Below are 20,331 nucleotides of genomic sequence, written 5' to 3'. Positions count from 1 at the left end.
ACCCTATGGCCTCGCACCGACAGACGTGGAGTTCGAAGCAGCCGGGTGAGTGTGTGGTGGGCTGCCCGGGCGCTCGGCCGTCAGGTCAGCCCTGATCCACACACGCGTACACCACAGTGCCCCCGGCAGGTCCTTGGTTCCTGGTCAGGCGGAGCCGGAGTCGATGACCCGCTGGAGGAGTTCGGCCCCTGCTGCGTCGGTGTTTGCGATGGACTTGAGTTCCTCCACGTTGAGATAGCGGTAACTCTGCGGGACGGTGAAGGATGGGCACGCTCGGCGCAGCGTGGTGAGCGGCACGGGAGCGGGCAGTCTCCTCGGAGCATTGAGGAAGAGGGCCGACATTGCGCCAGCTCCGGCTGCGTACTGGTCGTACTCGCGCCGGGTGATTCCGGCTCGGGTGGCAACGTTTCCCCAGAGGCGGTCTGGTTCGGTGGTGGTGGTGGTGGCGATGCGGACCGTACCGACCAGTGCCATCTCGGGCGCGGAGGCATAGAGCACCAAGAACGCTCCCGGAAGGACAGCGACCCGACGCCGTCGCAGCTCGACGGTCTTGGTGCCGCTGAGAATCGCCGAGGCGAAGCGCGGATGGATCGACATCAGGACCACTTGTCTCGATGGCGGTGTCACGGTCTGATGTGCCCTTCCTCGTACACGGCGCGGAACAGTCGCGGGCCGATCCGAAAGATCGACCTCAGGGACAACTTATGCCCCTGCGTCTCGGCGAGGTGTTGGAGACGAGCCAAAGGCACCGCACGCGAGAATATTTGTGTATCGGAGAAGCGGAGGGCCATCGCACGGCCCTCATGGCGGTTCGCGATGTTCCTGACCTGTGTCCGGTCGAAGACTCCGAGGTGGCGGAAGCGGTCGTACAACGCGTCCGCTTCGTTGACCACAATCTCGTCGAGACGCGAACAGGCCACTACCGCGGAGATGGCGGTGCTTTTGTCCGTGCTGGCGTACCACAGTAAGCGGGCTGGTGCGGTTTCACCGTGGCGGGTCGGTGCCCGGTAGTAGACGTGCTCCCGGCTGATGCCGAGTTCGTCGGGCCGCGGGATCAGGGACTCTCGGAGGCCGAACAGCAAGTCGGCTGGACCTGGTTTGATCGGGACCAGGAACGATGGGAGGGATGAATCGATCAGTTTGGCCGGCCATAGCGTGCGTTCCACGGAGGCGGCGATGTACGCGGAGACCGGGGCCGGGATGGCCGGTGGGGCTACCGCGATGGTCTGCGCCGCGTGTTCGGCCGCTTCGACAACGTCCGCAGTATCGGCGCACACGTCGATGACCAGGCCACCCCATTCCTCGTCGCGTCGCGTGAATCCGTCGGAGTCGAGCGCCGAGCGCACCTGGTCGGATACCCCCGGATCCGTAACGCGCACCGCATGGCCGCCGCCGTCCCGGCAGTGTCGGCGGAGGGTGAAGACCAGTTGCCGGGCCAAGGTCGATTCCAGTCGGTGCGCGACGGTGCGTAAGACCCGGACCTCCAGGACTCGCTCGTCCGTGCGCCACGCGTACAGTGCGAGCGGCTGCCCTTCGGCGTCCGCGATGAGTACGCATCGCCCATCGCCGCGCGAGATGGCTGCCCGAAGGCGCGCCGCGAGGTGGGAGTCCACACCGGTGCCTTGCTGAATGCCGAACGAGGTGAGCAGACCGTCCTGCCACGAGGTCACGACCCGGGCCTCCAGAGACGTCCCCAGCAACCCGGGACTGTATCCCTGAGACTCGCGGAGGTTATGCACATTCGATACCACCGCCGCGGGCGGCAGCACCTGTAGCCGGCACTTTTCCCAGATCTCTTCCGCGAGCGAGGTGAGGATTTCGTCGGTGCTGACCAGGACGTGCGCCCCTGCTGCGGCGGCCTCGGCGGCATACCTGATCCGGTCAGCCGCAGCCCCATCGGGAAGGACGGCCGTGCGACGCTCGGCCACACCGGTCAAGTGCTCCATGTGCTGCCGCACGACTTCGTCGGAGATCGACGGACGGTGATAGCTGTGCGCTGCTCCCAGTGCCCTTTGCCGTTCGCTATCATCTGCGATCTTGTCGATGTCGTGCAGCAAGCGTGGAGTCACCACGATGAGGAGGAGATCGCTCAGCCACTCGGCGTGCAGCGCCTGCGCATCTTTCGCAGCCGCGGATTCAGGAGCGCCATGCATCCTGGTCATCACACCGCAGTCGACGGTCACGATGAGAGGAGCCTCATCAGCCTGCGAGGAGAAAAGATCCGGAAGCCCGTGGTCCTTCCACCACGTGGTGAGCACCGCGTGATCCGAGCCCCTGCCCAGCCGGTCCCTCAGTGGGACGAACCCGAGCTTCTCCCACATGCCATTGAGACCGTAGTCACGGCGGCAATTGAGCTTGATGCCCCGCCGATCGGCGTGCCGACGCGTGATCTCTTCCACGAGCCGCCGGGCTACCTTATGGCCGTTCCACTCCGGAGCGACACACAGGTGCGCCAAGCGGATCTCCTGACGGGGCAACCCGTACAACGCGTACCCGGCCAATTGCCGTCCTGCCATCGCCGCCAGCAGCGTCCCGGCGGCTGCGCTCTCCCGGAAGGCTTCGCGCGGTAAAAGGCCGAGCGTCTTGCGGTGCCGATCGCCTAGACCGATGACGGCGTCCAGTAGCTTGCCGTCGTTTACTCCGACCTGCACCAGGCGCAGCTGTGCCACGACGCCCCCTTCGTCGGCTTCTCCCCCAGGTCTTATTCTCCGGTGTCTGTCGCGTTCATCCAGAGACACTTCCCAGCCACCTGGCCGGATGTCACCTCACCGAATTGCCTGAACGGCTGAAGGCCGGTGCCCCTTGATTTCGGCAGCAGCGTGCTGCGTGGCCGATAGCCGCGGGCGCGCCACCCGAGTACGGCCAGTTCGGTATGAGGCCGTTCGGTGCTTGTGCGGCGGCCCGGTGAGCTGGATTCCGTGTCGGTGGTACGGCAACCGTTGCTGTGGGTCTCCACGGACGCGCTACGGGCCGAACCGCAACTGCCGGCCACCCTGCCGGGGGCGACGTACTGCGGGAGCGGGCCGCCGTGGTTCCGCTGATCCGGCAGCTGGCGGGGCCAGCCGATTGAGTCGGGAGAGAGGGCCGTGGTCTGGCGAAGACGGGGCGACCGCGCCTCGCCGATGCATTCTTTGAGTGGACCGGGCCCGGCTGGACCCTGCATACGGCGTGGGCTGGTAGTCGAGATCGGCAAGTCAGGCCCGGGCCCCGCCGTGTCGGCGATCCACTCCTTTCCGTGCCCGCCTCCTTCTCCTGGGCGGGCGAACTCGCCACTGCCGAACCCAAGAAAGCCGCTACCGGCTGCAGCATTCCACCCCCTTGCCGCACCTCCCCGACCAGTTGACTGGCCAGCAGTCGTCCCCCACTCCGATCCGAAGGACCGGGGAGAGCCCGGCCATCGCGTCGGGACTCCGCCCTGTCCGGGCAATGAAGTCGCCGCGCCCCCTCAACGGTTGATGATCAGCGACGCCCTCTCACCTAAATGGCAACGGCGAGGTTAAGAGGCAGAGATGTAGAACTCCTACGCCGCGCGTCACTACCGCAGCAGTGACGCGGCTTCCGGACTTGGACTTCGAGCTGAGATGAGGGGCTTACCGTCGCCGTCACCCCTGCTGCCATCCGAGTAAACGCCACAAGATCACAAGACTGCATTGAGTAAAGTTGTTGAAATTCCGACCATCGAGCCGCCATTGGACGGGGAACCGGCCATTCCATGCCTGCCCGCCTAACACTCCGTGTGGCAGCTCGCAGCCATCGGTGCAGATCAATCCAGGAGAGCATCCGAACAAGGCTTCGGGGTTGCGAGAGGGATCCCGCCACCCCAATTCAGGCGACCACTCGCCACACCAGAAAACCATCTATAGTCACCCCGTCGCAGTGCACGCGCGTTCGAAACTGTGAACGCCACGCAAGGCTGCAATCGATCTTCAAGGTTGGAGGAGCATGCGTAAAACGATTGGTGCGCTGAGCAGTGTGGTCGCCGCGCTTCTCGTCTCGGTAGCTGTCGCGCCGAGCGCCCAGGCGAACGGGAACGAGGAGAACATCATGAGCATGGAGGTCTGCAAGGACCCCTATGCCTCTAAATTCAAACTCCACCTCTACTACAACTCGGGACAGGGCGGAGCCTACAGAAACATCGGATACAGCGTGTACGACTTCAGCGCCGTAAAGATCGGCGGCAGTGATCCCACGGTCCACGTCATGAAATTCTGCTCACTCGGCGTCAGCAACCCATGGCCCGGCTCCGGGCAACGGCTTAAGAACAATGCTGCCTCCGGTGAGAACGAGCACTACAAGTACATGGCCCGGGTGTATTTCAACAGTGGCTACAAGGGCGCTCAGGACGTGATGGGCGCTGGGCAGCACATAGATCAGTTCAGGCACGTCAAAAACAACAACGCATCATTCCGCTGGACCTCCTGACGGTGGCGGAAGCAGAGGGGGGAAAGATGAGCGGATCCAAGAGGACCATCGCGAAGGTCACGGTTCCCGTTGTGGCAGCCGTAACGGTGGGCGCTGTGGCATACGCCGGGAACCTGGCAAACACTCCACCGAAGCATGACAGCACGTCATCGGCTAGTGCGGCGGACAGCGCCCACGCCTCGAAGGCGGAGGTGGGTGACCCGGGAAATCCGGCAACCTGGCGGCTACCGATCGAGGCATACCTGCCGGCGAAGGCAGACACCCGGCTCATCGCGGCCACCCGGGACAGTCTGATCGACGAGTGTATGAAAGCCGCGGGCTACGAGCAGTGGACGCCGGCCCCCGACCTTCCCGAGATAGGCGGCAAGACGCTCACCGACTGGCGGTACGGGATTCACGATGCCGGGCTGGCGGCCAAGCGCGGATACCACCCGGACGCGGCGGAACAGCGGGCATACGACGAGGCCCAGGAGGCCGGCGCGGTCGATGAGTCCGGTGCCGACGACACGACGCTCAAGGGGTGCGTCGCGCAGGCCGACGGGAAGGCTCCCTCGGCCCAGCCGGACGCTCTTGCCCAGCAGATCAGTGATGACTCCTACCTTGAGTCGATGAACGCGCCGAGCGTGGTCGACGCCTTCGCCAAATGGTCGTCGTGCATGAAGGCGCGGGGCTACTCGTACGCCAAGCCGATGGATGCAGGCGACGACTCGCGCTTCTCCGATCCGTACAACGTGACGGATGAGGAGATCGCCACAGCGAAGGCGGACGTGTCATGCAGAAGCACATACAACGTTGAGAAGGTCTGGTTCGACGCGGAGGTCGCTCTTCAGCAGACCGCCATCGCCAAGAACCAGGTGGCACTGGATGAGGCAAGGAAGACCATCAAGTCGGCCGTAGCCCAGGCGAAGTCCGTCAATGCCGTCCAGTAGACCTGTCACCGTGGAGTTGATGTGCGAAGACGATTAAGATCGACGGCCCTCGCCATGACCGCCGCGCTCGCCATGGGCGCGTCGCTCTTACAGACTCAGGCGGCCTGGGCGCAAGGAGGGGAATCCGGCGCCAAGGCTCCTTCGGATCCGCCGCGAGCCGTATCAGAGAAGAATGATCCTGCGTCGGTCTCGCCCGAAGACCGTACCCGCATCCTCGGCAACGGCTGGCAGAAGTCCGCGGACCGGACCTGGACCACCAGCGGTGACGCTGACGGTTTCCACATCCTGACGGCCGAGAAGAAGGACGGCTACGCGTGGCGGACGGCCGCGACCCTCGCCGAGCCGGGGTTCGACGCGGACGCATGGATCGGAAACGCGTGCGTGACCGCCTCGGGCAGGCGTGTCGTCGTGGTGTACGCGCCCCGCACCTTCACCAACAAGACGCAGCTCATGGCCCGCGGCGGCTTCACCGCGATCGTCGATCTGGAGACGGGAAAAGTCTCCAAACTCGGCCTGCAAGCCTCTCTCTCTTACTACAACCCCGGCTGCGGTACCGGGGAGACCGCGGTGCTCACGCAATCTGGCGGTGAGGACAGGGCGGCGACTCGGCTGGTGCGGGTCGACGCCGTGACTGGCAGAGTGGAGAAGCCTGTTGAGGTACCGGGCCAGCTGACCTCGGCCGTACCTGTGTCCGGTGGCGGGATCGCCGCAGCCGCGGCCGGGCAGGTAGTCGGCATCGGTGACCGGGGCAAACTCACTACCCTCGCCACCACCTCGGCGGTACCCTATCGGCTCACGCCCGATGCCGACGGCGGTGTGGTCTTCCTCGACAAGACCGCCAAGGGCACGGCGACAGTAAAGCGGATCGCCCCTGCACAGACACGCTCACCCGGCGCCAGGAACCGCGCCTCTGTGCTCGCAGAAGGACCGTTGACCAAAACGGGTATCACGCGCAGCGCTACGGGACAGGTGTTCGTCACCGGCGCCACCCGGCAGATGTCCAATCGACTTCCCTCTTCGGTGCGGCGTCTGGCATCAGCCTCCAAAGAGGCCCAGGTTTCAACGCGCGCCGAAGCTGTGGTGACAAGGACGGCATGGGCCGACGGTAAGAACTCCGGCAATCCGCGTCCCGATGCCGCCTCGGCCAGACCGGTTCGCGTAGCCCTCACGGTGCTCGATACAGGAAAGAAGCCGTCGTTCTCCGTGAACCCGGCGAGCACCACCGGTGCGCACGCGGGCGAGGGGAGGCAGCCGTCCCCCGCACTGCGGGCGCCGACCGGCACGGCACGGCACGGCCTGCGCGCCGCGTCGCCCAGCGACCCGGTCGAGAGCGAGAGCGAACGGACCTGCTCGGTACCGCGCAACGATCCGCGCAACCAGGCCATGCAGCCCAAGCCGCGGCAGGTCGAGTGGGCCGTTGACCAGCTCATCCAGGACAACCTCGACAACGCCATCCACCGACCGGCGAACTGGAAGAACCTGGGGATGCCGGCCTACTCTCCGGGCGACTACTTCACCCAGAGCGGCTTGGTAGGCGGCGGCCACGTTCCCGCACAGGTGATGCTCGGTGTCACCATGCAAGAGTCCAACATGTGGCAGGCATCCCGGATGGTGGTACCCGGTGTCACCGGCAATCCACTCATAGGCAACTTCTACGGTATCTCCTATGCCTCCAATGGCCAGCAGCCCGACCCGTGGGCCATCAACTGGAGTAAGGCCGACTGCGGATACGGCATCACCCAGGCGACCGACCGTATGCGTTTGTCCGGCAAGGAGAAGCCCGGCGAGGGTTCTTCCCTGCGGTACGACGTGCAGCGCGCCGTTGCTCTCGACTACACCGTGAACCTGGCGTACGGCCATCAGATCCTGACCGACAAGTGGAATGACACCCGTCTGGCCGGGCTCACCATCAATAACGGCGACGCCGCACGCCCGGAAAACTGGTTCTTCGCCCTCTGGGCGTACAACTCCGGTTTCCACCCACAGAGCGAGGCGAGCAAGCACGGTGGGGCATGGGGTGTGGGCTGGGGCAACAACCCGGCCAACCCGGAATGGGATGCAGGGCGCAGCCCGTTCCTGTCCTCAAGCCCCCGTGATGCCGCCCACCCGCAGGACTGGCCGTACGAGGAGAAGGTCCTGGGGTTCGCCGCCTACTCCTTCGACGCCCTGGAGTCGCCCGGGAAGACCGTTGCCGCGTTCAGGCCCGCATGGTGGACGAGCGACGGCTACCGGCAAAGTGTCAAGCCTCCGGAGGACCTGTTCTGCACGGTGGCGGACGACTCCTGTGACCCCTCCAAGATCAACGACGGAGCCGAGAACGAGCCCAACGCGGGGCCCTGCAAGATCGCTACCGGCAGCGATGACATCAAGTTCACCTGCTGGTGGCACAAGAAGGCTCAATGGAAGGACTGTTCCACCAGTTGCGGCAACGAGATCGTACGCTTCAACACCTCGTACCCTGAAGAAGCAGACGGCACCGCCTACCCGCCCAACTGCTCGGTGAACGCGACCGACAGCGGCAACGCGGCCCCGCCGAAGGCGCTTGTCATCGACGACACGGCTGATGGGACTGCTTCGGTTCGACCCAACTGCCCCCAGCCCAAGGCAAACGCCGGAAAGTTCACCTTTGCTTTCGCCGGTGACGGTTCGGGGCTGTATCCCTCGAAGATGGATCTTCATCAGCTGGGAGCCGGTTTCGGTGGCCACTTCTATCTTGGCCACACCAGAACGCCCGGCGACAAGGGCGGAAAGCTGAACGTCTCGGGCACCTGGCAGTTGAAGAGCGCCCAAACCGGCTGGCACCGTATCGCGGTCCATCTCCCCGACCATGGCGCATGGGCGCAACAGGCTCACTATGTCATCAATCTGGGTGACGGGACCACGAAGGATCGCTATATCAATCAGGGCCGTAAAGCAAACAACTGGGTTTCTCTGGGTGTCTACAAGCTCAATGGTCGAGCCAGCGTGACACTCAGCACCGAAACCGAGGACGGCACCGGGGATGACGACATCGCCTTCGACGCGGTCGCCTTTCAGCCACTCCCGGGAAAACCACGCGACATCGTCGCCGCCCTGGGCGATTCCTATTCCTCGGGTGAAGGCTCCGGTAACTACTACACCGAGACCGACGCCGACTATGGGAAAGACACGTGGAGTGCCTGTCGCCGCGGAAAGAACGCGTGGCCCCGAAAGATGAAGCTTCCCGGGCAATCCACTTCGGCTGGCGAACTCGCCGACGCCTGGTCCACGGACAGCGAACTAGGGTTCGTCGCCTGCTCGGGGGCATTCACCACGGATGTCGCCCAGCAAACGAGCGGCTACCTGGGCAGCAACGGAAAGGTGGTGAACCTGGATGGACAGTTCAGGGAAGCACCGCAAATCGACTCCGGTGTCCTCGACGAGAACACCACGATGGTCACCCTGTCCATCGGAGGAAATGATGCCGGATTCCCGCAGGTACTCAAAGCATGTGCGCTGACCGGCTGTCCTCCCGAAGAGGATATAAAGAAAAAGATCGATGCCGCTCAGTCAGGCGACCCGAACCGCAATATCATCGGCGTCGGCCCCTTGCTCGAGCTGATCCGCGCCAAGGCACCGAATGCCAAGATCATGGTCATGGGGTATCCGCAACTCTTCGGCAGCATCAGCCTCACCTGCGTGACCGGCGTGGGTACCACAGGGGCGCAGATCCTCAACCGCATGGCCGTCTACATGCAGCAGGCCGAAATGAAGACCGTGGAAAGCCTCGGCGACAAGAACATCGTCTATGTGAACCCCGACCGCAGCTTCGACGGAAAACGGGCCTGCGACGATCCCGAGGGAATCAACAAGCTCGTCAAGGCGCAGAACGGCGATGGGGACTTCAAGTGCCTCTCGACGGACAGCGGGTGCATCAGCAGGGAGAGCTATCACCCCAACAAGACCGGAACTTCCGCGTACGCTGACGCTATGCAGCAGGCGATCGGAAGTCTGCGCGAGGCGAACAACGCCCCGGACAGCAGGAGGCAACGCCCTTGAGGCGTGATCCCAGAAGGGGACGCACCGCACCGTGGGCCAAGGCCCTCGGTGCGGTGTGTGTCCTCGCACTCGTCGGCATCGTCAGCGTGTACATCGGGCAGAAAAGGACGGCGCACCACAACAAGCAGACGGCCATCAAGGCGTCCACCGACCTGGCCCATGCGTTCGGCCGCGCCATCCGGCAGAGCGGAAACAGACCGTTCCCCTCGTCCGCCCACGTTCACTTCACGCTGTGGCAGGTCTCGCGGACCGCGAACCTGGACTCCTACACAGTCCACGACACCGTAGCCGAGGTCGTGGCTGCCTTCACCTCTCCCTACGACGACGGCAACCCGATCGCGGGAGGACGCGGACAAGTCACTCGCTGCTACTCCTACACCATCACCCCCATGCGCGCCCTGGGCGCATCGGTAACGACACGCTCGCTGAAGGCTTGCCCCCGCCAGGGGCCAGACCTCAGGGAGCGGGAACTGGACACCGTCTACCGGAAGGCATTCAAGGCCCGGGAACACTTGGTGAGCGATGCCGGTGGCGGCGAGCTGACGTCCAGCGAGATAACACACGCCGTTGGCCCCCACGCCCTGGTCGAACGGCATCGGCCGAGTGTCAGTATCACCCAAAGGTTCACCAACACCCCGCTGGGCGACTCCCCTCAGGTCGCGGCATGCCTGCGATTCGACGTAACCCTGGCCCCGGGCCGACCGGGGGTGCTGTCGGCCCACGACGTGTCGGAAGCAGCTTGCCCTCCGCCGCGCAGCCGCCAAGGCGATGGTCTCCATCCCGATCGTGACCGCGACCGTTGACCGGTGTGGCGGCTTGCGCCAGCCTTGCGTCACCCGTGGTTGGAGCCACCCGAGAGCCGCTGCCATCGATATGGGCAAGGGCCTGGTGTCGGCACGGACCCCCGAGGTTCTCGTGGAAGAGCTCCACCCAGCTGCGGAACTGGCTGAAGCAGCACGAGATCGACGCGGGCCATGGGCCACGTTCCCTAGATCTCGGCCCTGTCCTCGGACCCGGCCTGGCGCACCACGGTGGCCAGGTCCTTGATCGAGCGGACGACCTGGGCGATCTCATCTCCGCCGCGCCCTCCTCGGCGTCCGTGCCAGTGCCCTCGGCGAGCTCGTCTGCCTGGTGCGCACGGGAGCGCGGAGGGGGACGCCAGGTGGTCAGGAGCAGGTCGCTGTGGCCGGCCAGGCCGGCACGGCGCGTGGCGGCGGCGTCGGGTGGGCTCTCGAGCACCATTCCATCCGGCACAGCGCCGTCACTTTTGGCGGCGGTGACATTGGCCCGGGCGATGGCCCGCCAGGTTGACCTGCGCTGCTTCCGGGTGAACCGGGCACCTGGCGAATGGATGTGGCCGCCGAAGCGCAGACGCCCGCCGGGCCGCGTCGCCGCAGGGGCATCGGCGACGCTCCACAGGCCGAGTGAGGTCACGAGGGCCGTTGACGGAGGCGTGAGGCGGATCACGTCTGCGGAGGCCAGATGGTCGAGGCTCGTGCGAATAGGTGCCGAGGGTGGGGCGACCTGTCGTTTCACGAGACTCGAAGCATCAGCCTGACCCATTGCGTGAAATGTGTGTACAGCTGTTAACGCGGTGTTTCCGAGGGAAGTTTGCGCCGCGCCGCCGGGCAATGGATACGATCACGGCATGGTTACGGCTTGGTTGCGCTCCGGCATGCTGCGGCCCCGCTCCACGGGACCGTTGCGTCTGCTGTGGCTGGCCGTGCTGGTGCTCGGCGTCCTGGTCACGCACGGCGCGAGCGCTGAGAGCGCCCAGGGGCACGCAACGGTCGGTGCGACCGCGCCCGCACACGGGTCCGCCGTGACGCAGGAAGGTCACACGAGCGGGGCCGGAGGAGGCGGCGCTGTCGCGAGCGCGTCGCCTGACGCTGCGGCGGCCGACGGCCAGCACGAGGGCGACGGCCCGCCCCACACGGCTGAAGGCTGCGTCTCCGGCCAGCCCCAGCAGGACCTGTATCTGGCCGCTCCAAGTCTGTCCACACGGGGCCGTGTGCCAACGACGCGCCCGTTTGCATGGGGGAAGCCCGGCCCCTTCCGGTCGAAGTCGACCGTTCCTTCGTTGACGGATTCGAGGGTCTCCGTGGTGCAGCAGGTCTAGATTCCGGCGTACCCGACTGGCCGCCGCTCTCCTGAGAGATGACGGCCCGCCCCGCGGGACGGGCCGGCCACGTGCGGTCAGTTCCGGCTCCCTGGACGCCCGTGGCCACACTTCCTCGTGTTGGTCGGACCGCTTCTCGGCGCCTGCCTGCTCGGATGCCTGCTGATCCCGATCCGCCGCTGCCTCCCCACGCCGTGGGAGCGGCGGCCGCTCCCCGGAGGAACCGTGCCGTTACACCCCCTTTGCCACGCTCACACCAGCCGCCCGGCTACGAGGGCTCGGCTGCTGGTCGTCGTTCTCGGAGTCTTGCTGCTGTGGGCGTCCGGCTGTTCTGCCCCGCACGCTGACGACAGCCACACGCAGGGCCGGGCCTCGGCCTCGGCTTCGGCCGATCTCCCCGCGCTCGCGTCGGCAGACACCGAGCGTGCGATGCCCCACGGACCGCATCCACACTCCGGTGCGCATTGCGCGCCCTACGCGGTCAGCCAAGTGCCTCCGCAGGCCCGGCAGTTGTTCACCGACACCGCGGCCCCGGCCGTCTTCGCCGGAGTCGCGGCGGGAGTGACTGCCGCCGTGGTCGGCCAGCAGTGGGTCGCTCGACACGGAGGAAGCAGACCCCGGATACGGCGCTCAGGCCGCTCCACCCTCGCCGTCGTCTGTCGGTGGCGGATCTAGACGGGCCTTCGCGGCCATCGACACCGGCCGCGCGTGCTGCCACCAGGTACCGAGGCGGATGCCTCTTCCTGGGCCGGACGGCGCGTCCGACGAAACCCCGTCACACCACCGATGAGAGCGGAAGATGCACCCGCAGACCACAACCAAGATCACACTTCCCGCCCGCTCGGCCCTGTCCGGGCTCGTGGGCGACACCCCGGTTCTCCGGATCTCCGATCCCCTCACCCCCGCTGACCGGGGGTTCTGGGCGAAGCTGGAGGGTTTCAACCCCGGCGGGATCAAGGACCGGCCTGGCCTGTACATGGTCGAGCGGGCCCGCGCCCGTGGTGATCTGCGCCCCGGCGCCAGGATCATCGAATCCACCAGCGGCACCCTCGGCCTGGGGCTGGCTTTGGCCGGCATGGTCTACGGCCACCCCGTCACCCTGGTCACCGACCCGGGTCTCGAGCGGTCCATGACCCAGCTGCTGACCACCTACGGAGCCCAGGTCGACGTCGTCCCCGAACCCCACCCCACCGGCGGCTGGCAACAGGCACGGCGCGAGCGAGTGGCTCAGCTCATGGCGCGGCACCCCGGCTCGTGGTGCCCCGACCAGTACAACAATCCCGACAACACCACCGCCTACACCCCGCTCGCGCTGGAGCTGGCCTCCGAACTGGGCCACATCGACGTGCTGGTGTGCAGCGTGGGTACCGGCGGCCACTCCGCCGGCGTCTCCCGGGTGTTGCAGGCCCTGTACCCGGAGCTGAAGCTCGTCGGCGTCGACACCATCGGGTCGACCATCTTCGGGCAGCCGGCCCGCACCCGGCTGATGCGCGGCCTGGGTTCGAGCATCTACCCCCGCAACGTCGCCTACGACAATTTCAGCGAGGTGCACTGGGTGGCGCCGGCCGATGCGGTGTGGACCTGCCGCCGGCTCGCCGCCTCCCACTACGCCACCGGCGGCTGGAGCGTCGGCGCGGTCGCCCTGGTGGCGGGCTGGCTGGCCCGTACCCTGCCTGCGGACACGAAGATCGCGGCGATCTTCCCCGACGGCCCGCAACGCTATCTCGGCACGGTCTACGACGACGACTACTGCGCCGCACACGGTCTGCTCGACTCCCCGCCGCCCGTCGAACCGGAGATGATCGGCCGCCTGGACGAGAAGGAAGTCAGCCGCTGGACCCGGTGTACCACCGTGGTCGACCCGCTCACCCTGTCCGGCCCGGCGCAGGAGCACGACGCTGCCGAGCTCGCTGAGTTCGACGCCCGGGAGGAGGGAGACCGGTGATGGACCGGCAGTCACGTTCTGGGGGGACCCTGGCGCAGATGCGTTCCTACCCGCGCAGCGTCCAGTTGTTGATGGTGAACCAGTTCTCCATCAACCTCGGCTTCTACATGCTGATGCCGTACTTGGCCGCGCACCTGTCCGGCACGGTCGGGCTGGCCGGCTGGGCCGTCGGACTCGTGCTCGGCATACGCAACTTCAGCCAGCAGGGGATGTTCCTGGTCGGCGGAACCCTGGCCGACCGGCTCGGCTACAAGCCGCTGATCATCGCCGGGCTGATGCTGCGCATCGTCGGCTTCGCGACCCTCGGACTGGTGGAGGCGCTGCCCGCGCTGCTCGCCGCATCCGCGGCGACCGGGCTGGCGGGTGCCCTGTTCAACCCGGCGGTGAGGGCCTATCTGGCGGCGGACGCCGGGGAGCGCAGGGTCGAAGCGTTCGGGCTGTTCAACATCTTCTACCAGGCCGGTATCCTGCTCGGCCCCCTGGTCGGCATGGTGCTCACCGGTGTCGACTTCCGCGTCGCCTGCCTGGTGTCGGCCGGGATCTTCGCGCTGCTGAGCATCGTGCAGCTCCGCAGTCTGCCCGCCCGCCGGGCACATGACGCACCGGCCACCAAGGGAAGCGGCCAACAGGACGGCGTGCTGTCCCAGTGGCGCACCATCGTGGCCAACCGGCCGTTCCTGCTGTTCTCGGTCGCCATGATCGGCTTCTACGTCATGCAGTTCCAGGTCTATCTCGCCCTGCCGCTGGAAGTGCGGCGCCTGGGCGGCGACGGAACGTCCGGGACAGCGGCGGTGGCGATGCTCTTCGCTGTCTCGGGCTTGAGCACGATCCTCTTCCAGACGAAGGTGACCGCGTGGTGCAAGGCCCGCATGGAGCCGGGCCGGGCCCTTGCCTGGGGCCTGCTCACCATGGGCGTGGCGTTCGTGCCCCTGCTGGTACCGACGGCCGTGCCCGTGCCGGAGGGCGGAGTGGGGCTGTGGCTGCTCGCGGCCGTGCCGCCCGCGCTCTCCGCTCTGCTCCTGGCGGTGGGGACGATGATCGCCTACCCGTTCGAGATGGACACCATCGTCCGGCTCTCCGGTGACCGCCTGGTCGCCACCCACTACGGGCTCTACAACACCATCTGCGGCGTCGGCATCACGCTCGGGAACCTGCTGACCGGGGCCTCTCTGGACGCCGCCCGCGCGGCCGGCGTCTCCGCGCTCCCGTGGATCGCGTTCTGCGCACTCGGCCTGGCCTGTGCCGCCGCCCTGTACGGACTGCACCGCACCGGCCGCCTCGCGCCGCCGGTACGCGAGACACAGCCTGAGTCGGTGTCCGCCTGACTCATGGTCCTGCGGCAGGGGGGACGAGCTTTCCTTCGTCCTCCCTGCCGGCCATGCGTCGAAGTCGCCGCCGTATGCGGCCGCCGGGGCGGCCGTTCCTCAACGAACCAGTAGGGATTGAAATCCACCGTGAGCTCGAAACCTGTCGTACTCCTGGCCGAAAAGCTGTCGCCCGCCACTGTCGGCGCCCTGGGCCCGGACTTCGAGATCCGACTCTGCGATGGCGCCGATCGGGCCGAACTCCTCCCCGCGATCGCGGATGTCGACGCGATCCTGGTGCGAAGCGCGACCAAGGTCGACGCGGAGGTCATCGCCGCCGCCAAGAAGCTGAAGGTCGTCGCCCGCGCCGGGGTCGGCCTCGACAACGTCGACGTCTCCGCCGCCACCAAGGCCGGCGTCATGGTCGTCAACGCTCCCACGTCCAACATCGTCACCGCCGCCGAGCTCGCCTGCGGCCTGCTCCTCGCCACCGCGCGGAACATTCCGCAGGCCAATACGGCGCTGAAGAACGGCGAGTGGAAGCGCAGCAAGTACACCGGCGTCGAGCTGAGCCAGAAGACCCTCGGTGTGGTCGGCCTCGGCCGCATCGGCGTGCTGGTCGCCCAGCGGATGTCCGCCTTCGACATGAAGGTCGTCGCCTACGACCCGTACGTCCAACCCGCGCGCGCCGCGCAGCTGGGCGTCAAGCTCCTCTCGCTCGACGAACTGCTGGAGGTCTCCGACTTCATCACGGTTCACCTTCCGAAGACGCCCGAGACCGTCGGCCTGATCGGCGACGAGGCGCTGCACAAGGTCAAGCCCGAGGTCCGGATCGTCAACGCCGCGCGCGGCGGGATCGTCGACGAGCAGGCACTGGCCAGCGCGCTCAAGGAGGGCCGCGTCGCCGCCGCGGGTCTGGACGTCTTCGCCCAGGAGCCGTGTACCGACTCCCCGCTCTTCGAGTTCGACAACGTCGTGGCCACCCCGCATCTGGGCGCCTCGACCGATGAGGCCCAGGAGAAGGCGGGCATCGCCGTCGCCACGTCGGTGCGGCTGGCGCTCGCGGGAGAGCTGGTCCCGGACGCGGTCAACGTCGAGGGCGGCGTCGTCGCCGAGGACGTCCGCCCCTGCGTACCGCTCGCCGCGAACCTCGGCCGGATCTTCACCGCCCTGGCCGGGGAGGTCGCGGTCCGGCTCGATGTCGAGGTGTACGGCGACATCACCCGGCACAACGTCAAGGTGCTGGAACTCTCCGCACTCAAGGGCGTCTTCGAGAGCGTCGTCGACCAGGCGGTTTCCTACGTCAACGCACCACTGCTCGCACAGGAACGCAGGGTCGATGTGCGCCACACCACCAGCTCGACGTCCCCCGACCACCACCATGTGGTGACCGTCCGCGGCACCCTGAACAGCGGTGAGCAGGTCACGGTCTCCGGCACCCTGACCGCCCCCAGGAACATCCAGAAGATCGTGTCCGTGGGTCAGCACACCATCGACCTCGCGGTCAGCGACCACATGATCTTCCTGCGGTACAAGGACCGGCCCGGCATCGTCGGCACCGTCGGCCACGTACTCGGCGAGTCGGGCTTCAACATCGCCGGCATGCAGGTCTCCCGGTCCGTGCCGGGCGGTGAGGCGCTCGCCGTCCTGAACGTCGACAGCAACGTCCCCGCCGACGTACTCAACGAAATCGCCCAGGAGACCGACGCCACCTTCGCCCGCACGGTCACCCTCGGCTGACCACATATCAAGGTCGTAGAACCCGAGCCGCTCACTGTTTCGGCGGTGGGCGGCTTGAGGCCGCACGCTTTATGCCAAGCCCGGCCTCATACCCAGGAGAGGCGTCCTTGGCCCGAGCCGTCGCGGTCGTGGTTCGAGCCGTTGCACCGGCACTGCGACCTCCCTCGGGGAGCGGACATGTGCGACGGCTTTCCGTCACCGTGGGCCTCGACGGTTCCCCGGAGAGCCTAGCCGCTGCGCACTGGGCGGCGGCTGAGGCCCTGCTACGCGGGCTCCCGCTGCGGCTGGTCCATGCATGCGCCCCGGCCGCACCCATACGAGAGGGCCTCTGGGAGGAGGAAGCGCATCGCGAAGGGGCGCAACGCCTCCTCCACGCTGCGGACAGCGAACTGCGCACGCTCTACCCGGGCCTGGAAATCACCAAGAGCCTGGTCGCGGAGGACGCCACCACCGCCCTCCTCACCGCCGCCCACCACGCCGAGATGCTGGTGCTCGGCTCGCGAGGTGTCGGCCCGGTCGAAGGCTTCTTCCTCGGCGACATTGGTCTGCATGTGCTGGCACGAGCCGACCGGCCCGTCGTCCTGGTCCGCGCCGGTCGGCAGCAGGACGGGCAGGCAGCCCGTGCTGAGGCCGCCGGAGTGGTCGTGGGACTGAGCCTGCGCCCGACGTGCGAGAAGGTACTGGAGTTCGCCTTCGGTGCTGTTCGGACTCGGCTGGACGCCGTGCATCGGTCCCACCCTCGCCGCGGTCCTCAGCATGTCCGCCACTACCGGCACCGCGGAACGCGGCGCCCTGCTCGCCTTCGTCTACAGCCTCGGCCTGCCCTCCCTGCTGGCAGCCCTCGCCTTCCGCCGGGCCCTGCGCGTCTTCGGCTTCGCCCGCCGCCATGCCCCCACCGTCATGCGCGTCGGCGGCGTCATGCTGATCATCGTCGGCATTCTGCAGGTCACTGGCGCATGGACCTACCTCATCGGCCAGCTGCGCTACTGGATCGCGGGCTACCAGCTGCCCCTGTGACGGTGGACACCAGACGTCCGGCGCGCGGGTCTGGGAATGCTTTGCCTCTCGGCGGACAGGAGTGATGACGGGTGAGGAAGGTGAAGGCCGATGGACGCGATTCTGCACGCGTTGTCGATCGCTGGGTCGATGACCTGGGAAATCACCTGGGCGCTGATTCTGGGCTTCACACTGTCCGCAGTCGTGCAGGCAGTCGTGCGCAGATCCGCGATCATCCGGCTGCTCGGTGATGACCGCCCCCGTACGCTGGCGCTCGCCGCCGGGCTGGGCGCTGCCTCTTCCTCCTGCTCGTACGCCGCGGTGGCGCTGGCCCGGTCCCTCTTCCGCAAGGGCGCGAACTTCACCGCCGCGATGGCCTTCGAGATCGCCTCGACGAACCTGGTGGTCGAACTCGGGGTGATCATGGCTCTGCTGATGGGCTGGCAGTTCACCGCTGCCGAATTCACCGGCGGACCGATCATGATCGCTGTGCTGGCGGTGCTCTTCCGGATGTTCCTCCGTGAACGCCTGCTGCACGGGGCGCGGGAGCAGGCCGAGCGCGGTATGGCCGGGTCCATGGAGGGGCACGCGGCGATGGACATGTCGGTGCGGCGCCAGGGGTCATTCACGCAACGGCTGTTCTCCCGTGACGGCTACACCTCGGTGGCGCACGTCTTCGTCATGGAATGGGCCGCGATCCTGCGGGACCTGGTGCTCGGCCTGCTCATCGCCGGTGCCATCGCCGCGTGGGTGCCGGACCCCTTCTGGCGCGCGTTCTTCTTCGAGGGCCACCCGCTCGCGGCGAAGCTGTGGGGCCCGCTGGTCGGACCGCTCGTGGCCATCGCGTCGTTCGTGTGCTCCATCGGCAATGTGCCGCTGGCGGTGGTTCTGTGGAAGGGAGGCATCAGTTTCGGCGGCGTGGTCGCGTTCATCTTCGCCGACCTGCTGATCCTGCCGATCCTGAACATCTACCGGAAGTACTACGGCCCGCGGATGACCGCCTTCCTGCTGGTCACCTTCTACGCCGCGACGGTCCTCGCCGGATACGTCGTGGAGTTCGCCTTCGGCGGGCTCGGCCTGATCCCCGATCAGGCCGACGCGAAGATCCCGATGGAAGGCGTGTCCTGGAACTACACGACCTGGCTCAACATCGCCTTCCTGCTCCTGGCCGCAGCCCTGGCCATACGGTTCCTGCGGACTGGCGGGGCGGCCATGCTCCGCATGATGGGCGGCTCACCACAGAGTGGCCATCCCGGCGAGGGCGAGCACGACGGCCACAGCGCCGACCCGCACTGACCATCCGGGCAGTTGTCCTGCACCGACATGCGGCGGCGTGGCCAGTTTCCTGTTCAGCTGACTACAAGACCTGCTGTGCCTGCCTACGGCGAGCTCACTCCCATGATGCTGAGGGCCTGGTCGCGCAAGGACTGTGCACCGCTGTCCTCCCGCGCGACGGCCGCACTCCAGATGAGGTAGGAAAGCCCACTTTCGGCGCGCTGTCGTGCGTCCGGCACCGGCCCGATCACCTTCTCCAGGCGGGCGGTGAGGCCGTCAGCCATCGGCACGAGCTTGGCCTCCCTCGCCACGAGTGCGAGCTCGGAGTCGGGCTGGCTCAGGCAGACGGCGATCAGGCGGCCGAGGCCGTTCGGCACGGCGTTGGCGATGCGCTCCAGGGCGGCATCCAAGTCGGCGAGCGGGTCGCCGCTCTCGACCTCCTCGTGCTGCGCCATGTCCGCCTGCAGAGCTGCCATGACCAGCTCCTTCTTGCCTGCCCAACGCCGATACAGAGCGCCGAGCCCGATCCCGGCCGACTCGGCCACGTCCTTCATCCGCAGCCCGTCGTATCCGCGCTCCTCCAGCAGGCCCAAGGCGTGTTCGAGGGCCAGGCGATCGATGTCTGAGCGGCGGGGCCGGCCGCGGGGCGAGTTCTGCATGCCATTATGGTAACGTCGATTATCGGAAACGATGATTCTCGGAAAGAGTGCTGATATGGCTTCCACGGACACGACCCGCGCACTCGTTCTGGGCGGGGGCGGCGTAACCGGCATGGGATGGGAGATCGGCGTGCTGGCCGGTCTGCTCGACGAGGGCGTCGACCTGCGCGACGCGGACACGGTGATCGGAACGTCCGCCGGCTCGTTCGTCGGCACGAACTACACCTCGGGCACGGACTGGGAGGCTCTCTACGCCGACCAGGCCCACGCCGGCGACCACGAGCCGGTCATGCGCACCGATCCCGATGTCTACGCGGGCTGGGCCGAGGCGTTCCGCGCCGGTGCGGGCGATTTTGAGGCCGTGGGGGCAGGATTCGGCCGGGTGGCCCGCAAGTTCGCCCCGGGCGTCGATACCGAAACCCGGCGTGGCGTGGTGCGGGCACGGCTGCGGACCGATCAGTGGCCGGCCAACATGCGCGTCGCGGTCACCGACGCCGACACGGGCCGCCTGGAACTGCTGGGCCCGGACTCGGGCGTCTCGATCGAGACCGCCACCGCGGCCAGTGGCGCCGTCCCCGGTATCTGGCCCAGCGTCTCGTTCAATGGCCATGAGTGGATCGACGCGGGCATGGTCTCCGCCGCCAATGCCACTCTCGCGGCGGGGCACGACCGCATCGTCGTCCTCGCTCCCATGTACGAGGGGTACGCGGGTATCCCCAGTGCCCAGGACGATGTCGACCGTCTCAATCGGGATGCGCGCGCTTTTCTGGCCGTCCCGAACGAGGACAGCCTCGAGGCGATCGGCCCCAACCCCTACGACTCCCACCGCGCGCAGGCCGCCGCCCAGGCGGGACGTCGCCAGGGCCGTGCCATTGCCGCCGGCATCAAGGCGTTGTGGGCCTGAATCACCGAGGCCGGCCACGTG

Annotated in this window: 13 protein-coding genes and 1 pseudogene; 11 read left to right on the top strand and 3 right to left on the bottom strand. The window is 67.1% G+C overall.

Going from position 1 to position 20,331, the window contains the following annotated elements:
• Positions 1-144: 144 nt before the first annotated feature.
• Both ACZ6TD_RS12270 and ACZ6TD_RS12265 read right to left on the bottom strand, forming a co-directional pair.
• Positions 145-597: an ASCH domain-containing protein gene (locus ACZ6TD_RS12270; RefSeq protein WP_471353404.1), complete on the bottom strand. Its 453-nt coding sequence runs from the start codon at positions 595-597 to the stop codon at positions 145-147.
• Positions 598-623: 26 nt separating this feature from the next.
• Positions 624-2,669 carry a GNAT family N-acetyltransferase gene (locus tag ACZ6TD_RS12265; RefSeq protein WP_471353403.1) on the bottom strand — a complete coding sequence of 682 codons (2,046 nt, stop codon included), beginning with the start codon at positions 2,667-2,669 and terminating at the stop codon, positions 624-626.
• Between the two features lie 1,273 nt (positions 2,670-3,942).
• Between ACZ6TD_RS12265 and ACZ6TD_RS12260 the strand changes: the two genes are divergently transcribed.
• The 10 genes and pseudogenes from ACZ6TD_RS12260 (at position 3,943) to ACZ6TD_RS12215 (ending at position 18,768) form a co-directional block, all read left to right on the top strand.
• The gene (locus tag ACZ6TD_RS12260) at positions 3,943-4,422 is read left to right on the top strand and encodes a hypothetical protein (protein ID WP_359531593.1); all 480 of its coding nucleotides are present in this window, start codon (positions 3,943-3,945) and stop codon (positions 4,420-4,422) included.
• A 26-nt stretch (positions 4,423-4,448) separates the two neighbouring features.
• Complete coding sequence (locus ACZ6TD_RS12255; protein WP_471353400.1) at positions 4,449-5,351, top strand: hypothetical protein; 903 nt, start codon at positions 4,449-4,451, stop codon at positions 5,349-5,351.
• A 54-nt stretch (positions 5,352-5,405) separates the two neighbouring features.
• A complete protein-coding gene (locus tag ACZ6TD_RS12250) occupies positions 5,406-9,368 on the top strand; it encodes a golvesin C-terminal-like domain-containing protein (RefSeq protein WP_471353399.1) in 3,963 nt (1,320 codons plus the stop codon).
• Between the two features lie 53 nt (positions 9,369-9,421).
• Positions 9,422-10,171: a hypothetical protein gene (locus ACZ6TD_RS12245; RefSeq protein WP_471353397.1), complete on the top strand. Its 750-nt coding sequence runs from the start codon at positions 9,422-9,424 to the stop codon at positions 10,169-10,171.
• Positions 10,172-12,286: 2,115 nt separating this feature from the next.
• Positions 12,287-13,432 (top strand): PLP-dependent cysteine synthase family protein, encoded by a 1,146-nt coding sequence (locus ACZ6TD_RS12240; protein WP_471353395.1) that lies wholly within the window; start codon positions 12,287-12,289, stop codon positions 13,430-13,432.
• Complete coding sequence (locus tag ACZ6TD_RS12235; RefSeq protein ID WP_471353393.1) at positions 13,432-14,757, top strand: MFS transporter; 1,326 nt, start codon at positions 13,432-13,434, stop codon at positions 14,755-14,757. Before ACZ6TD_RS12240 ends, ACZ6TD_RS12235 begins: the two co-directional genes overlap by 1 nt.
• Positions 14,758-14,886: 129 nt before the next feature.
• Positions 14,887-16,476, top strand: a complete 1,590-nt coding sequence (gene serA, locus ACZ6TD_RS12230) for a phosphoglycerate dehydrogenase (protein WP_471353392.1) — start codon at positions 14,887-14,889, stop codon at positions 16,474-16,476.
• Between the two features lie 71 nt (positions 16,477-16,547).
• A pseudogene (locus ACZ6TD_RS12225) lies at positions 16,548-17,006 on the top strand (universal stress protein); the annotation flags it as partial.
• 226 nt (positions 17,007-17,232) lie between these two features.
• The gene (locus ACZ6TD_RS12220; protein WP_471358907.1) at positions 17,233-17,493 is read left to right on the top strand and encodes a hypothetical protein; all 261 of its coding nucleotides are present in this window, start codon (positions 17,233-17,235) and stop codon (positions 17,491-17,493) included.
• Positions 17,494-17,583: 90 nt separating this feature from the next.
• Positions 17,584-18,768 (top strand): permease, encoded by a 1,185-nt coding sequence (locus tag ACZ6TD_RS12215; RefSeq protein WP_471353390.1) that lies wholly within the window; start codon positions 17,584-17,586, stop codon positions 18,766-18,768.
• An 83-nt stretch (positions 18,769-18,851) separates the two neighbouring features.
• Here ACZ6TD_RS12215 and ACZ6TD_RS12210 read toward each other — a convergent pair whose 3' ends face one another.
• A complete protein-coding gene (locus tag ACZ6TD_RS12210) occupies positions 18,852-19,406 on the bottom strand; it encodes a TetR/AcrR family transcriptional regulator (RefSeq protein WP_471353388.1) in 555 nt (184 codons plus the stop codon).
• Positions 19,407-19,461: 55 nt separating this feature from the next.
• On the opposite strand from ACZ6TD_RS12210, the gene ACZ6TD_RS12205 reads away from it, so the two are divergent.
• Positions 19,462-20,310 carry a patatin-like phospholipase family protein gene (locus tag ACZ6TD_RS12205; RefSeq protein ID WP_471353386.1) on the top strand — a complete coding sequence of 283 codons (849 nt, stop codon included), beginning with the start codon at positions 19,462-19,464 and terminating at the stop codon, positions 20,308-20,310.
• Positions 20,311-20,331: the final 21 nt, after the last annotated feature.

It is taken from the genome of Streptomyces yongxingensis (assembly GCF_055597465.1).
Note: the sequence above shows the minus strand (reverse complement) of the source record. Positions and strands in the feature narration are given on the sequence as shown.